Source organism: Microbacterium galbum, assembly GCF_032464915.1.
Classification (GTDB): Bacteria; Actinomycetota; Actinomycetes; order Actinomycetales; family Microbacteriaceae; genus Microbacterium; species Microbacterium galbum.
The window spans coordinates 1-14,539 of the sequence record NZ_JAWDIS010000002.1 but is presented as its reverse complement, the minus strand read 5'-3'; the positions used below and the strand labels follow the sequence as shown (position 1 = coordinate 14,539).

Annotated in this window: 14 protein-coding genes; 6 read left to right on the top strand and 8 right to left on the bottom strand. The window is 70.5% G+C overall.

What is annotated here, in order from left to right:
• Positions 1-25: 25 nt before the first annotated feature.
• The 5 genes from RWH45_RS09235 to RWH45_RS09215 form a co-directional block, all read right to left on the bottom strand.
• The gene (locus tag RWH45_RS09235; protein ID WP_264631701.1) at positions 26-760 is read right to left on the bottom strand and encodes a response regulator transcription factor; all 735 of its coding nucleotides are present in this window, start codon (positions 758-760) and stop codon (positions 26-28) included.
• A 5-nt stretch (positions 761-765) separates the two neighbouring features.
• A complete protein-coding gene (locus RWH45_RS09230; protein WP_315995256.1) occupies positions 766-1,212 on the bottom strand; it encodes a VanZ family protein in 447 nt (148 codons plus the stop codon).
• A 29-nt stretch (positions 1,213-1,241) separates the two neighbouring features.
• A complete protein-coding gene (gene gnd / locus RWH45_RS09225) occupies positions 1,242-2,837 on the bottom strand; it encodes an NADP-dependent phosphogluconate dehydrogenase (RefSeq protein ID WP_315994621.1) in 1,596 nt (531 codons plus the stop codon).
• Positions 2,838-2,925: 88 nt separating this feature from the next.
• Positions 2,926-3,432, bottom strand: a complete 507-nt coding sequence (locus RWH45_RS09220) for a gluconokinase (RefSeq protein WP_315994620.1) — start codon at positions 3,430-3,432, stop codon at positions 2,926-2,928.
• Positions 3,433-3,459: 27 nt separating this feature from the next.
• Positions 3,460-4,155, bottom strand: a complete 696-nt coding sequence (locus tag RWH45_RS09215) for a FadR/GntR family transcriptional regulator (RefSeq protein WP_315994619.1) — start codon at positions 4,153-4,155, stop codon at positions 3,460-3,462.
• A 139-nt stretch (positions 4,156-4,294) separates the two neighbouring features.
• Here RWH45_RS09215 and RWH45_RS09210 point away from each other — a divergent pair, with 139 nt between their 5' ends.
• From RWH45_RS09210 to RWH45_RS09200, 3 genes are read left to right on the top strand one after another with little or no spacing between them, the layout of a single operon-like run.
• Complete coding sequence (locus RWH45_RS09210) at positions 4,295-5,683, top strand: GntP family permease (protein WP_315994618.1); 1,389 nt, start codon at positions 4,295-4,297, stop codon at positions 5,681-5,683.
• Complete coding sequence (locus tag RWH45_RS09205; RefSeq protein WP_315994617.1) at positions 5,680-6,459, top strand: SDR family oxidoreductase; 780 nt, start codon at positions 5,680-5,682, stop codon at positions 6,457-6,459. The genes RWH45_RS09210 and RWH45_RS09205 overlap by 4 nt, the downstream gene beginning before the upstream one ends.
• 18 nt (positions 6,460-6,477) lie before the next feature.
• A complete protein-coding gene (locus tag RWH45_RS09200) occupies positions 6,478-7,479 on the top strand; it encodes a zinc-binding dehydrogenase (protein ID WP_315994616.1) in 1,002 nt (333 codons plus the stop codon).
• 244 nt (positions 7,480-7,723) lie between these two features.
• Here the strand turns inward: RWH45_RS09200 and RWH45_RS09195 are convergent, their stop codons facing one another.
• Positions 7,724-7,849 (bottom strand): hypothetical protein, encoded by a 126-nt coding sequence (locus RWH45_RS09195; protein WP_315994615.1) that lies wholly within the window; start codon positions 7,847-7,849, stop codon positions 7,724-7,726.
• 296 nt (positions 7,850-8,145) lie between these two features.
• On the opposite strand from RWH45_RS09195, the gene RWH45_RS09190 reads away from it, so the two are divergent.
• Positions 8,146-8,787, top strand: a complete 642-nt coding sequence (locus RWH45_RS09190; RefSeq protein WP_315994614.1) for a 50S ribosomal protein L25/general stress protein Ctc — start codon at positions 8,146-8,148, stop codon at positions 8,785-8,787.
• A gap of 105 nt (positions 8,788-8,892) precedes the next feature.
• Complete coding sequence (pth, locus tag RWH45_RS09185) at positions 8,893-9,477, top strand: aminoacyl-tRNA hydrolase (protein WP_315994613.1); 585 nt, start codon at positions 8,893-8,895, stop codon at positions 9,475-9,477.
• A 42-nt stretch (positions 9,478-9,519) separates the two neighbouring features.
• Here the strand turns inward: pth and RWH45_RS09180 are convergent, their stop codons facing one another.
• Both RWH45_RS09180 and RWH45_RS09175 read right to left on the bottom strand, forming a co-directional pair.
• Positions 9,520-9,990 (bottom strand): hypothetical protein, encoded by a 471-nt coding sequence (locus tag RWH45_RS09180; RefSeq protein WP_315994612.1) that lies wholly within the window; start codon positions 9,988-9,990, stop codon positions 9,520-9,522.
• A gap of 107 nt (positions 9,991-10,097) precedes the next feature.
• Entirely contained in the window at positions 10,098-10,586 is a 489-nt protein-coding gene (locus tag RWH45_RS09175; RefSeq protein ID WP_315994611.1) for a hypothetical protein, read from the bottom strand.
• 185 nt (positions 10,587-10,771) lie between these two features.
• Here RWH45_RS09175 and mfd point away from each other — a divergent pair, with 185 nt between their 5' ends.
• Positions 10,772-14,359: a transcription-repair coupling factor gene (gene mfd / locus RWH45_RS09170; protein ID WP_315994610.1), complete on the top strand. Its 3,588-nt coding sequence runs from the start codon at positions 10,772-10,774 to the stop codon at positions 14,357-14,359.
• The last annotated feature ends 180 nt before the right edge of the window (positions 14,360-14,539 follow it).

Below are 14,539 nucleotides of genomic sequence, written 5' to 3'. Positions count from 1 at the left end.
GGGGGAGCCGGCCGCGGAGGCGGGGTCACTGGGGGGCTTTGATCATGTAGCCGACGCCGCGGACGGTGTGGATGAGCGGCTCGTTGCCGGCGTCGATCTTCTTGCGCAGGTACGAGATGTACAGCTCGACGACGCTCGAGCGACCACCGAAGTCGTAGTTCCAGACGCGGTCGAGGATCTGCGCCTTCGAGACCACGCGGCGCTGGTTGCGCATCAGGAAGCGCAGCAGCTCGAACTCGGTGGCGGTGAGCTCGATCTCCTTGTCGCCGCGCACGACCTCGTGGCTGTCCTCGTTGAGCGACAGGTCGCCGACCCGCAGGATGGGCTCGGAGTCGCGCGTCAGCGCGGTCCCGGCCCGCCGCATCAGGCCGCGCAGGCGCGCCACCACCTCCTCGAGGCTGAAGGGCTTGGTGACGTAGTCGTCTCCGCCGGCGGTGAGACCGGCGACGCGGTCGGCGACGGCGTCCTTCGCGGTGAGGAACAGCACGGGCACGTCGTTGCCCGAGTGGCGCAGGCGCTGCAGCACGGCCATGCCGTCGAGGTCGGGCATCATGATGTCGAGCACCATGGCATCCGGTTCGAAGTCACGGGCGGCGGAGAGCGCATCGAATCCGGAGCCGGCGGTCTTGACCTCCCAGCCCTCCATGCGCAGAGCCATCGAGAGGAGGTCGGTGAGCATCTGCTCATCGTCGACGACGAGCACGCGCAGCGCGCTCCCGTCGGGGCGGGTGAAGGCGGGGGCGGCGGCGGTCGCGGTCATGGAACTCATTGTGCGCCCCTATCTATGAGCTTTCTATGGCGCGGCTTATGGGATTCCTGAGAGCGAACGATCCGGCGGCTGAGGACGATCGCGACCCCCACGCCGACGGCCGCCCCGAGCGTGTTCGCGATGACGTCTCGCGGGTCGGCGACCCGGGTCGGCAGGAACGCCAGCTGAGTGATCTCGATCGCGGCGCTCAGCACCAGGCCGAGGAGGATCCCCTGCCACCACCGTCGACGCCACGCGACGACGAGCACGCCCAGGGGGACGAACAGCAGCACGTTCGCGCTGAACTCCACCAGGTCGAAGGTGATCCACGCCGTGCCGGGCCACGACGCCAGCGCCCGGAACACCCGGTGCAGGATGCCGCCCACCCGGTCGTCGTAGATCGAGGGGCGCAGCGTCATCCACCACACCGCTGCGGCGTAGACGCACGAGGCGGCGACGAGCAGTGCCCGTCGCCGCCTCGCCCGACCGATGGTCAGTGGGTGTCTTCCGCCTCGATCTCGGTGCGGTCGCCCGACCAGAGGGTGTGGAAGGTGCCCTCCTTGTCGATGCGGCGGTAGGTGTGCGCCCCGAAGAAGTCGCGCTGACCCTGGATGAGCGCTGCGGGCAGACGCTCGGCGCGCAGGCCGTCGTAGTACGCCAGCGACGAGCTGAAGGCGGGGGCCGGGATGCCGCTCGCCGCCGACAGCGAGACGATGTGGCGCCAGGCGTCCTGGGCGCGACCGAGCGCCTCGACGAAGTACGGGGCGGTCAGCAGCACGGGGAGGGTGGCCTCGGCGTCGTACGCCTCGGCGATGCGGTTGAGGAACTGCGCGCGGATGATGCAGCCGCCGCGCCAGATCTTCGACACCGCGCCCAGGTCGATGTTCCAGTCGTACTGCGCGGCGCCGGCGCGGATCTCGTCGAAGCCCTGCGAGTAGGCCACGATCTTCGAGGCGTACAACGCGAGGCGAACCTGCTCGATGAACGCGTCGGCATCCTCGCCCGACAGCACGTCGGTGCCGGAGGGGCCGGGGAGCTCGCGCGAGACCTCGCGCTGCTCGGGGTGGCTCGACAGCGAGCGGGCGAAGGTCGCCTCGGCGATGCCCGAGACCGGCACGCCCAGGTCGAGAGCCGTCTGAACGGTCCACGCGCCGGTGCCCTTGGCCCCGGCCTGGTCGAGGATGACGTCGACGAGCGGCTTGCCGGTGTCGGCGTCGGTCTGGCGCAGCACCTCGGCGGTGATCTCGATGAGGTAGGACTCCAGCTCGCCGCGGTTCCACTCGGCGAAGACGTCGGCGATCTCGGCCGGCGACTTGCCCGTGGCGCGGCGGATGAGGTCGTAGGCCTCGGCGATGAGCTGCATGTCGGCGTACTCGATGCCGTTGTGCACCATCTTGACGAAGTGGCCCGCGCCGTCGTGGCCGACGTGCGTGACGCACGGCTCGCCCTCGGCGACCGCGGCGATGGACTTCAGGATGGGGCCGAGCGTGGCCCAGGCCTCGTCGGAGCCCCCCGGCATGATCGAGGGGCCGCGCAGCGCGCCCTCCTCGCCGCCCGAGACGCCCATGCCGACGAAGTTGATGCCGGTCTCGCGCACGGCCTTCTCGCGGCGGATGGTGTCGGTGAACAGGGCGTTGCCGCCGTCGACGATGATGTCGCCGGGCTCGAACACCTTCACCAGCTCGTCGATGACGAAGTCGGTGGGGCGGCCGGCCTTGACCATGATGATCGCGGTGCGGGGCTTCGACAGCGACGCGGCGAAGTCCTCGTACGAGAACGAGGCGACGAAGTCCGCCTCGGGGTGCTGCGCGAGCACGTGCTCGGTCTTGTCCTGGCTGCGGTTGAAGATCGCGACCGTGTTGCCCTCGCGGCTGGCGAGATTGCGGGCGAGGTTCGAGCCCATCACGGCCAGACCCACGACGCCGATGTTGGCGCGGCCGTCGCCTTCGCCCTCGGGGCGCGAGTCGGCCTCGGCGGTGGGGCGGTCCACCTCTTCGATACCGGGCGCACCCTCGTGCACCTGTGCGGCCTCGTGAGGGGCCTGATCCTGGTCGGTCGAGGGTCCGGTCGGGGAGGGGGTCGACGTCATTCGTTGCTCCGTAAATCGGCTGCGAGAAGGGGTTTCGGGCGCACGTGGGGTTGCCGATGCCACTTTATCGGCTCGACTCCCGCGTGTTTCAGGCGGGGGAGAGGCTGAGGCGGTCGACGACCTCCTGCACCTGTTCGCCGGGGGTCAGGTCGAGGTCGACGCGGATCGCCCGCTCGTCGGCATCCGGGATCTCCAGCGTCTCGAACTGCGAGGTCAGCAGGGAGGGCGGCATGTAGTGCCCCTGGCGGCGCAGCAGGCGGTCCAGCACGAGCTTCGGGTCGCCCATGAGCAGCACGAAGGTCACATCGTCGCGGCGCAGCACGTCGCGGTAGCTGCGCTTGAGTGCCGAGCACGTGATGACGCCGGGCCGTCCGGCGGAGATCTGACCGTCGATCCATCCGGCGACCCGGTCGAGCCACGGCCAGCGGTCGTCGTCGGTGAGGGCGTGACCGGATGCCATCTTCGAGACGTTCTCCGCGGGGTGCAGGTCGTCGCCCTCCTGGAAGTCCCACCCCAGCCGGCCGGCGAGCATGCCGGCGACGGTGGACTTGCCGGTGCCGGCGGGGCCCATGAATACGAGGACGGGGACGGTCATGGCTTCTCTCTTCGTCGGGGGAAGGGGTCAGATGGAGCGGCGCACTTCGGTGAGCACGGCGGCGACGTATAGCCGCGTGTGCTCCTCCGCCGCGTCGGCGTCGGCCCGGGCGATGGCGGCGGCGGTGGCGACGTGATTGTCCAGCGCGTCGGGGTTCGGGATGCCGGGGGTCAGGCCGTGCATCGAGCGTCCCTCGATCGCGGCGGCGATGGGGGCGCGCGCGGCGGCGAGCATGAGGTTGCCGCTGGAGACGAGGATCAGGTCGTGGAAGGCGATGTCGGCTGCGAGGTACTCGGGCGAGTTGCCGAGACCGGCGGCGCCGAGGCGCTCGAGCTCCTCGGCCAGGCGCAGGATCTCCCCGCGTTGCAGGTCGGTCGCCCGACGCGCGCTCAGTCGCGCGGCGACGGGTTCGACCGCGGCGCGCAGCTCCGTGGTGTTCGCGATGAGCTGGTCGCGGCGCTTGCCGGCGAGCTGCCAGCCGATGAGCCGGGTGTCCAGAGCGCTCCAGTCGGAGGCGGGCCGCACGGTGATGCCGACGCGACGACGCTGAGCGAGCATGCCCATGGCCTCGAGCACGCGGACGGCTTCGCGCACGACGGTGCGCGAGACGCCGTACTCGGCCTCGAGCGCGGCAAGGGTCAGAACGTGGCCCGTGGGCAGGTCCCCGTCGACGATGCGCATGCCGAAGGCGTCCAGCAACGATCCGTGCGATGCGCGGGCCATGACCCCTCCTCAGGTCGTTTGATACGACCTTATCTTGTCAAAGATACGATCTTTATGTGAAAATGCCTTCACTCACCCGTGGGTGCGGGTCACACACAGCTTGCCCGATGCCGCGCCCCCCTGAATCAACGGAGATCTCGTGGACGACTGGACCCAAACACTCGGCACGGCGCCCTTGCTCGCCATCGCCGCGGGCGCGATCGCGCTCATCCTGGTGCTCATCATCTGGCTGAAGGTGCACGCGTTCCTCGCGCTCATCATCGTGTCGCTGGTGACGGCGTTCGTCGCCGGCATCCCGGTGTCGACCATCGTGACCACCTTGACGGGAGGGTTCGGAGGGACACTCGGCACGGTCGCCCTCCTGGTCGCCCTCGGCGCGATGCTCGGCAGGCTCATCGAGCACTCCGGCGGTGCGCAGTCGCTCGCCGAGACCTTCGTGCGCATCTTCGGCGAGAAGCGGGCGCCGTTCGCCCTCGGCATCGTCTCGCTCATCCTCGGATTCCCGATGTTCTTCGACGCCGGGCTCGTCATGATGCTGCCGATCATCTTCGCGATCGCGCGCCGCGTCTCGGGCAACAACGTGCTGCTGTTCGGTCTGCCGGCCGCCGCCGCCTTCTCGGTGATGCACGTCTTCCTGCCGCCGCACCCGGGCCCGGTCACGGCGAGCGGCCTCTACGGCGCGAACCTCGGCCTCGTGCTCATCGTCGGCCTGATCATCGCGTTCCCGATCTGGTACCTCTCGGGCTACCTGTGGGGCAAGTTCATCGCGCGCCGCATCGTGCTGCCCGTGCCCGCCCTCTTCGGCGACGTCGACGCCGATCAGCCGGCCAACCCGCCCAAGCCGCTCACGGTCATCGCCGTCCTGTTGCTGCCGATGCTGCTCATCTTCCTCAACACGGGTCTGACCACCCTGGGCGCCGCCGGCGTCGTGCCGACGGACAACACGGTCGTCCAGGTGCTCATCCTGCTCGGCAACTCGCCCGTCGCGCTGCTCATCACTGTGCTGGTCGCGACCGTCGTCTTCGGCTTCCGCCGCGGCGAGAACGGCACCGCCCTCGAGAAGGTCGTCGACTCGGCGCTCGGACCGGTGTGCTCGGTCATCCTCATCACCGGCGCCGGTGGCATGTTCGGCGCCGTCCTGCGCGCCTCGGGCATCGGCGACGCGCTGGCCGACAGCCTGGGCGACCTGGGTCTGCCGGTCATCGTCGCCGCTTACGTCATCGCCGTCATCCTCCGTCTCGCGCAGGGCTCGGCGACCGTCGCCCTCGTCACCGCCGCGGGCCTGGCGGCCCCGGCCGTCATGGCGGGCGACTTCTCGCCGCTGCAGGTGGTCGCCATCACCCTCGCCACGGCCGCCGGCTCCGTGTTCGCCGGTCACGTCAACGACTCCGGCTTCTGGCTGGTCGGACGCCTGATGGGTATGGACGTCAAGACCACCCTGAAGACGTGGACGGTGCAGCAGGCCATCGAGTCGGTGCTCGGCTTCCTCGCGGCGCTCCTCGTCTTCGGCATCGGCGCGTTGCTGTGACCGGCTCGAACGCCGACCTGTTCGACGTCTCCGACCGACTCGCGCTCGTCACCGGCTCATCGCGGGGCCTCGGCCGCGCGCTGGCCCTCACCCTCGCCCGCGGCGGCGCCCGCGTCATCGTGCACGGTCGTGACGAGGATGCCGTGGAGCGGACCCGCGCCGAGGCCGAGGAGCTGTCGGGGCGCCCCGCCCACGCGGTGGTGTTCGACGTCACCGATGCCACCGCGGTCGAGACGAGCGTGACCGGCCTGCTCGAGGAGGTCGGGGTTCCCGACATCCTCGTCAACAACGCCGGCGTGCAGCGCCGGGCGCCGATCCACGAGTTCGCGGTCGCCGACTGGGACGACATCGTCGCGGCGAACCTCTCGGGCGTCTTCTACGTCTCGCGGTTCGTCACCCCCGCGATGGTCGCGCGCGGATCGGGCAAGGTCGTCAACGTCGCGTCGGTTCAATCGCGCCTGGCGCGGCAGACGATCGCGCCGTACTCGGCCACGAAGGGCGGCGTCGCGCAGCTCACGGCCGGCATGGCCGCCGACCTCGCGCGGTTCGGCATCCAGGTGAACGCCCTGAGTCCGGGGTACTTCGCGACGGAGATGAACCGCGCCCTGGTCGACGATCCCGAGTTCACGCGCTGGTTGACCCAGCGCACGCCCGCCGCCCGATGGGGCGACTTCGACGAGCTTCGCGGGGCTCTGCTGTTCCTCGCGTCCGACGCGTCGAGCTTCGTCTCGGGGCAGAACATCTTCGTCGACGGCGGGATGACGGCGGTCGTCTGACCGCGGAGAGGAAGACCGATGAAGTCGCTGCTGATCGAGAAGGCGCTCACCGCCCAGGTGCAGGACGTCGCCGTTCCCGAGCCCGGGGAGGGGCAGGTGCGCCTTCGCGTGGAATACGTCGGCATCTGCGGATCCGACCTGCACTACTACTACGAGGGGGCCAACGGCGCCTTCGTCGTGCGCGAGCCGTTGGTCCCGGGGCACGAGCTCTCGGGGCGGGTCGACCTCGATCCCTCCGGTGTTCTGGCGGAGGGGACGCCGGTCACCGTGCACCCCGCCCGCTTCGGCACGCCGCGAGAGGGCATCGAGAACGCCCCGCACCTGTGGCCGGGCGGGTCGTACCTCGGCAGCGCCTCGACATGGCCGCACACCCAGGGCGCGGCATCCGAGTACCTGATCGTCGAGGCCGGCATGGTGCGCGTGCTGCCGGAGGAGCTGCCGGTGCGCCGGGCGGTGCTGGCCGAGCCTCTGGCCGTGGCGCTGCACGCGCTCGGCAAGGCGGGAGACGTCGCGGGACTCGACGTCCTCGTCACCGGCTCGGGACCCATCGGCCTGATGGCCGTGGCCGCCGCGGCGGCGGCGGGAGCGCGCGTCACGGCGACGGACGTGTTGACCGGGCCCCTCGAGCGCGCCGCGGACCTGGGCGCTGCGGCGACCGTCGACGTGTCGAGCGAGCAGGTCGAGCCGAACGCGTACGCCGTGGTGCTCGAATGCTCGGGCGTGCCCGTCTCCATCTCGACGGCGCTGAAGGCCGTACGCCCCGGAGGCACCGTCGTGCAGGTCGGCATGCTGCCGGATGACCCGCGCCCGGTGAACCTCGCCCCCTTCATCTCGAAGGAGGTCCGCTACCTCGGCGCGTTCCGATTCCTCGACGAGATCGACCGCGCGGTGCAGCTGCTCGCGTCCACCCCCGGTATCGAGAGCGCGCTCACGCACGAGTTCGCGGTGACGGATGCCGAGGAGGCCTTCGCCACGGCGCGCGACTCGCAGCGCTCGGGCAAGGTCGTCTTCGCGCTCTGACCGACGAGAACGCCCCGGTCGCCGCCCGCGAGGACGGTGACCGGGGCGTTCGAGCGTCCGATGGGCCCGGGCCGGCCGGGACGTGTCGTGAATGCGCGCGCGGACGCCGTCAGGTCGCGGCGACGATGGTCTACGGGCTCGGCGCGTCGAATCCGTCGGAAGAAGCCGGGGCGCGCGCCGGGGACGACCCCCGCGCGGACACCTCGACGCGAGACCGGGGCTCGAGGAGCAGCCCGGGTGGGCGTCAGTGCTTCTTGTACGAGGCGTTGCGGCCGAGCGAGAAGAGCGCGCCGATCGCGGCGACGCCGCCGATCGCGGCCAGGCCGCCGACGACCCAGATCACGACGTGAGAGAAGAAGCCGCTGTCCATGATGATCCTCCGGGTCGGTGTGGCCCCTCGATCCTACCGTCGCCGTCGCGTGCTCCCGTCCGCCCCCGCATCGCGGGGGTCGAGAGCGCGGGCCGTCGCTGGTAGACTTCCGGGGTACTTCGGCGAGGGATGCCATCGCCGTGCGCCCGCAGGGAGCACCCGGCATCCGTGATCGACGCGGTGATGCAGGCTCCCGGCTTTCCTCACGCGCTCGCGTTCGAGTCGAATCCAGACCACACAGGTGCGGACACCGTCCGCTCACAAGCTGCGGGACATGAGCCCGCGAGGAGAACAACATGTCGGAAGACAACAAGGTCGTCGCGGAGCTCCGCGAGAACTTCGGCAAGGGCTTCGCCCGTCGCCTCCGCGCCGCGGGCAAGATCCCGGCCGTCATCTACGGTCACGGCACCGAGCCCCAGCACGTCGCGCTGCCCGGTCACCAGACCGCGCTGCTCATCCGTCGCGCCAACGCGCTGCTCGACCTCGACATCGCGGGCAAGAGCCAGCTCGTCTTGGTGAAGGACGTGCAGAAGGACCCCGTGCGTCAGATCATCGAGCACATCGACCTCATCGTCGTGAAGAAGGGCGAGAAGGTCCAGGTCGACGTGCCCGTCGTCGTCACCGGTGAGCCCTTCCCCGGCACCATCGCGATGCTCGACGCCACCTCGGTGTCGCTCGAGGTCGAGGCCACCCACATCCCGCAGAACATCGAGGTCGACGTCGAGGGCGCCGAGGACGGCACCCAGATCACCGCCGCCGACCTGACCCTCCCCGCCGGCGCCTCGCTGGTCACCGAGCCCGAGACCCTCGTCGTGGGCGTCTCGGTTCCGCTCGACACCATCGCCGCCGACGAGGAGATCGCCGAGGCCGACGCCGAGGTCGCCGAGGAGCAGTCGGAGGAGGCCGAGACGGCCGCCGAAGAGGGCGACGAGAACTGATCCTGCGCGGGTCCTCCGAGACCCGCACACGACGAGGGGACGCGGATTCGCGTCCCCTCGGTCGTTTCCACGGGGTCCGCGCGCGGATCCGGAAGGATGGATGCCATGGCTGACACCTGGCTCATCATCGGTCTCGGCAATCCCGGACCGCGATACGAGGCCACGCGCCACAACATCGGCCAGATGGTCGTCGACGAGCTCGCCGCCCGCCGGCGTGAGGCGTTCCGTGCGCACAAGGCGAACGCGCGCGTGGCCGAGACCTGGGTGCGCCCCGGCGCGGCGAAGCTCATCCTCGCCAAGCCGAACAGCTTCATGAACGTCTCGGGCGGCCCCGCGGCGGGTCTCGCGCGTTTCTACGGCATCGACCCCGATCGCGTCGTCGTTGTCCACGATGAGCTCGACATCCCCTTCGACACGCTCAAGCTCAAGACCGGCGGCGGTCACGGCGGGCACAACGGCGTCCGCGACGTCGCGAAGGCGCTCGGCACGGCGGACTTCCCGCGTGTGCGGGTGGGCATCGGCCGACCGGCGGGTCGCCAGGATCCTGCCGACTGGGTGCTCGACCCCTTCGGCGCCACCGAGCGCACGACGCTGCCGATCCTCGTCTCGGATGCCGCGGATGCCGTGGAGCTCCTGGTCGAGGAGGGACTCGTCGCCGCGCAGCAGCGATTCCACGCCCCGCGCGCCTGAGCGGCGCTGAGCCGACGCCCCGTACGCACGACGGTGAGGGGGTCACATGCCGGAGCCGACGCCGATCCCGATGCCGCTCACGAACGCGACGATGACGGCGATGCCGCCGAGGACCGAGATGGCGACGGCGGCGAAGCCCCATCCGCGCCCGCGGTTCTTGACCGCGGCGACGATGCCCTGGATGAATCCCCAGAGCGCGAAGATCCCGTAGACGGCGAACGCGGCGATGCCGAGCACACTGGCGGCGATGGCCTTCTGCGAGGCGTCCGGCGGGAAGGTCGTCGGGTCGTTCTGACCGTCCAGCCCGGCGTACTGCTGCAACCCGCCGGCCTGCACGCCGGCGATGACGGCGAGGATGATGCCCACGACGACGCCCGCGGCCGCGGCGAGGAACGCGATCAGCCCGAGGGTCGTCGATCGCCGACCGCCGTCGTACACCGGTGCCGAGGGCGCCCGGCCGGCGTCGGGGTAGGCGTTCGCGCGATCATAGGGCGGGGGAGTGGTGCTGCTCACGGGATCCTCCTCGGATGGGTCGACGGGCCGTTGCCCGGACCCCAGCCTAGGAAATCCGCCGTCGCCGCTCACCGGGTGGACGGCGGGCGCGCCGACCGGTAGCGGGGTCAGACCGCGACGCCGGTTCCACCCGGCAGGGTCGCGATCCCGCCGACGAGCGCGAGGGCGACGAAGATCCCGAAGAGCACAGGTCCGAGCACGCCGATCACGATCGCCGCGATGCCCGCCCCGCGTGCGGAGCCGCGCACCGTCGCCACGATGCCCATCGCGACCGCGGCGACGCCGATGACCGTCGCCGTCCAGAAGGTGATCTCGCCGACCAGCACCAGATCGCGGACGGGTGAGAGCACCCGGAGATCGATGGTCGAGGGGCCGGCGGCGAGGAGACCGGGCCCGGCACCCCGCGCGATGCGGAACGCGACGAATCCGGCGACGGCGGATGCCAGCACCCCCGCGATCAGCGCCAGCAGCAGAGCCCACGTTCCCAGAGGCCGCCCGCGGCGCTTCGTCGGCACGGGAGCGAGCAGGGTCCCGACCGGCGGCGCGACGTGGGGCGCCGTGAAGACCGGTCCGTCCGGAGCGCTGGGGGAGGACATGCCGCCACTCTACGCAGCACCCTCCCTCCGGGGTGGCTCAGCCCGTCGAGCCCCGTCCCGGGTGGCTTCGCTTCACGCGGAGGTGGCAGAACCCGTCGACGTCACCGGTCGACACCGTACGAATGACCGTGCCCGTGTTCGTCCAGCCCCGCCCGGTGTCGGTGGCCCCGCGTAGACTTTCCCGAGTGACAGTTCCCGGGATCGTCCGCGCCCTCGAGCAGGCTGAGTCGTACCGCGAGGCCGCGTCCGCGGCCTCCGCCGACCTGTCTCTCTCCCTCGTCGACGGCCTCGACGCGCCCGTCATCGCGGGCCTGATCGAGCGTCGTCGCGCCTCGGGCGACCCGGGCGCTGTTCTGGTGATCGCGCCGACGGGTCGTCGGGCCGAGTCGCTCGGTCCGGCACTGGATGCCGTGCTCCCCGGCGCCCAGGTGCTGCACTTCCCCGCCTGGGAGACGCTTCCGCACGAGCGGTTGAGCCCCAGCCCCGAGACGGTCGGGCGCCGCCTCGACGTCCTCCGGCGCATCGCCGCGTGGAACGGCGAGTCGCCCTTGGTCGTCACCGCGTCCGTCCGCAGCGCCCTTCAGCCCCTCGCGCCCGGGCTCGGCGACGTCGAGCCCGTCGAACTCGTCGTCGGCGGACGCGGGCACGAGCTCGAGAGCGTGACCACCCGCCTCGTCGAATTGGCGTACCACCGGGTCGACATGGTGTCCCGGCGCGGCGAGTTCGCCGTGCGCGGCGGCATCCTCGACGTCTTCCCTCCGGTGGCCGACCACCCCTATCGCGTGGAGTTCTTCGGCGATGAGGTCGATCAGATCCGCGCCTTCTCGGTCGCCGACCAGCGATCGCTGCCCGGCGAGGTCACCGAGGTCACGCTCGTCCCCAGCCGCGAACTCCTCCTCACCTCGGAGGTGCGCGCCCGAGCGGCCGCGCTGCGCGACGGGTACCCGGGCCTGCGTCAGCTCCTGGAGAAGATGGCCGAGGGAATTCCCGCCGAGGGCATGGAGTCCCTCATCCCCGTGCTCGTCGACGATCTCGTCACCCTCGTCGACTACCTGCCGGGCGGCAGCGCCGTCGCCCTCGTCGATCCCGAGCGTTCTCTCGCCCGCGCGACGACCCTCGGCGACACCAACCGCGAGTTCCTCGAGGCCGCCTGGTCGGCGGCGACCGCGGGGGCCGACACCCCCGTCGATCTCGACTCCGGCGACTTCGTGACGCTCGACGACCTGCACGAGCGCGCGAGCGGCCGCGGAGGCGTGTGGTGGCAGCTCAGCGCTTTCGATTCCGGAGCGGCGGATGCCGAGGACGAGGGCCTCGTGATCGGCGACGACTCCGCTCAGCGCGTCAAGGCCGACGCGGTGCCGTCGTTCCAGGGCAACGTCGAGGGCGCCACCGCGCACGTCGGTCAGCTGCTCGCCGACGGCTGGTCCGTCGTGGTCACGGCCTCCGGACCGGGGATGGTGGATCGCGCCCGAGACGTCCTCGCGGAGCGCGGTATCGCGGCCCGACGGGTCGACGATCTGCGCCGCCCGCCCGAGCCCGGGGTGGCCCACGTCGTGTGCGCGCCGATGGAACGGGGCTTCCAGCTCGTCGAGGCGCGGTTCGCCGTGATCACCGAGACCGAGTTCTACGGCCGGTCGGTGGGTTCCGACAACCGCGGCGCGAAGAAGCTCGCATCCCGTCGGCGCAACGTCGTCGATCCTCTGCAGCTCAAGCCCGGCGACGTCGTCGTGCACGCCACGCACGGCATCGGCAAGTTCCTCGAGCTGACGCAGCGCGAGGTCTCCAGCGGAGGCCGCAACGCGGTGAAGACGACGAAGGAGTACCTCGTTCTGGAGTATGCGCCGGCCAAGCGCGGCTATCCCGGCGACAAGTTGTTCGTCCCCACCGACCAGCTCGACCTGCTGTCGAAGTACGTCGGCGGTGAGGCGCCGACGCTGTCGAAGATGGGCGGCAGCGACTGGGCGGCCGCCAAGGGCCGTGCCCGCAAGGCCGTGCGCGACATCGCGGTCGAGCTGGTGAAGCTGTACTCGGCGCGTATGGCGTCCAAGGGCTACGCCTTCGGGCCCGACACGCCGTGGCAGCGCGAGCTGGAGGAGGCGTTCCCCTTCGCCGAGACGCAGGATCAGCTGCAGACGATCGACGAGATCAAGGCCGACATGGAGAAGCCGATCCCGATGGATCGCCTGCTCTCCGGCGACGTGGGCTTCGGCAAGACCGAGGTCGCGGTGCGCGCCGCGTTCAAGGCCATCCAGGACGGCAAACAGGTCGCGATGCTCGTGCCGACGACCCTGCTGGTGAAGCAGCACCTCGAGACGTTCGCCGAGCGTTTCGCCGGGTTCCCCGTCACCGTTCGCCCGCTCTCTCGCTTCCAGACCGACAGAGAGGCGAAAGCGACGCTCGCGGGCCTCACCGACGGCACGGTCGACATGGTCATCGGAACGCACCGCATCCTCACCGAGAAGGTCGTCTTCAAGGACCTCGGGCTCATGATCATCGATGAGGAGCAGCGCTTCGGCGTCGAGCACAAGGACCAACTGAAGAAGCTGAAGACCAACGTCGACATCCTGGCGATGAGCGCGACACCCATTCCGCGCACACTCGAGATGGCGGTCACCGGGATCCGCGAGATGTCGACCCTGGCCACCCCGCCGGAGGACCGGCATCCGATCCTGTCGTACGTAGGCCCGCGCAACGACAAGCAGATCGCCGCGGCCATCCGCCGTGAACTGCTGCGCGAAGGCCAGGTGTTCTACGTGCACAACCGCGTGTCGTCGATCCAGCGGGTCGCCGCGCACCTCGCCGAGCTCGTACCCGAGGCGCGCATCGTCGTCGCCCACGGGCAGATGGGTGAGCACGCCCTCGAGCAGGTCGTCGACGACTTCTGGGAGCGCCGGGCCGACGTGCTCGTGTCGACCACGATCATCGAGACCGGTCTCGACATCTCGAACGCGAACACGATCATCATCGACCGTGCCGACAAGTACGGCCTGTCGCAGCTGCACCAGCTGCGCGGGCGTGTGGGGCGCGGCCGCGACCGGGCCTACGCGTACTTCCTCTACGACGACATGAAGCCACTGTCCGAGACCGCGGCCGACCGCCTCGAGACCATCGCGGTCAACAACGACCTCGGTTCCGGAATGCAGGTGGCGTTGAAAGACCTCGAGCTGCGCGGAGCCGGCAACCTGCTGGGAGCGGAGCAGGCGGGCCACATCGCCGGCGTCGGGTTCGACCTCTACCTGCGCATGATCGGCGAGGCGGTGTCGACATTCCGCGGTGAAGACGTCGACGGCCCGACCGAGCTGCGCCTCGAGCTGCCGGTCGATGCGCGTCTGCCCGAGTTCTACATCGACAGCGAGCGGCTGCGCCTCGAGGCGTACCAGAAGCTTTCGGCCGCGGCATCCGCCACGGCGAAGGACGATGCCATCGACCTCGTCGTCGAAGAGCTCCGCGACCGCTACGGTGAGCCCCCGGCGGAGGTCGAGGGTCTCGTCGCCGTGGCGCGTCTTCGTCGCCGTGCCGCCCAGGCCGGACTCGCCGACGTCGTGGCGATGGGGTCCAACCTGCGTATCGCCCCCGCCGACCTCCCCGACTCCATGCGCGTGCGTCTCCAGCGCCTCTACCCGAAGGCGAAGCTGGTGGCGGGAGGGGATGCCATGGTCGTCCCCCTTCCTCAGGATGCCGACGACGCGAACCTCATCGCCTGGGTGCGGCAGCTGCTCGATGCGCTCTGGCCCGCTCCGGCGCAGAAGAGCGCCGAGGCCGCGAACGCCTGAACGGTCACGGTCCGCCGGGCCATCCCGCGTTTCGGGCCTGTTTCCGCGGCATCACGATCGCGACACGCCCGGGGTGTGTGCTCGATTCGACGGGGTGGTCGTTCGGGCGTAACTTATTACTTGTTCGCCCCACAGGGGAGAGCGGAGCGGCCGGAAGGCCCCGCAGCCCCTCAAGTAGCG

What these genes read in the sequence shown, in the direction of transcription:
- pth (WP_315994613.1), top strand. Translation starts at nt 8,893, where the DNA reads ATGGCTGACACCTGGCTCATCATCGGTCTCGGCAATCCCGGACCGCGA.
- RWH45_RS09235 (WP_264631701.1), bottom strand. Translation starts at nt 760, where the DNA reads ATGACCGCGACCGCCGCCGCCCCCGCCTTCACCCGCCCCGACGGGAGC.
- RWH45_RS09200 (WP_315994616.1), top strand. Translation starts at nt 6,478, where the DNA reads ATGAAGTCGCTGCTGATCGAGAAGGCGCTCACCGCCCAGGTGCAGGAC.
- RWH45_RS09190 (WP_315994614.1), top strand. Translation starts at nt 8,146, where the DNA reads ATGTCGGAAGACAACAAGGTCGTCGCGGAGCTCCGCGAGAACTTCGGC.
- RWH45_RS09220 (WP_315994620.1), bottom strand. Translation starts at nt 3,432, where the DNA reads ATGACCGTCCCCGTCCTCGTATTCATGGGCCCCGCCGGCACCGGCAAG.
- gnd (WP_315994621.1), bottom strand. Translation starts at nt 2,837, where the DNA reads ATGACGTCGACCCCCTCCCCGACCGGACCCTCGACCGACCAGGATCAG.
- RWH45_RS09195 (WP_315994615.1), bottom strand. Translation starts at nt 7,849, where the DNA reads ATGGACAGCGGCTTCTTCTCTCACGTCGTGATCTGGGTCGTCGGCGGC.
- RWH45_RS09215 (WP_315994619.1), bottom strand. Translation starts at nt 4,155, where the DNA reads ATGGCCCGCGCATCGCACGGATCGTTGCTGGACGCCTTCGGCATGCGC.
- RWH45_RS09175 (WP_315994611.1), bottom strand. Translation starts at nt 10,586, where the DNA reads ATGTCCTCCCCCAGCGCTCCGGACGGACCGGTCTTCACGGCGCCCCAC.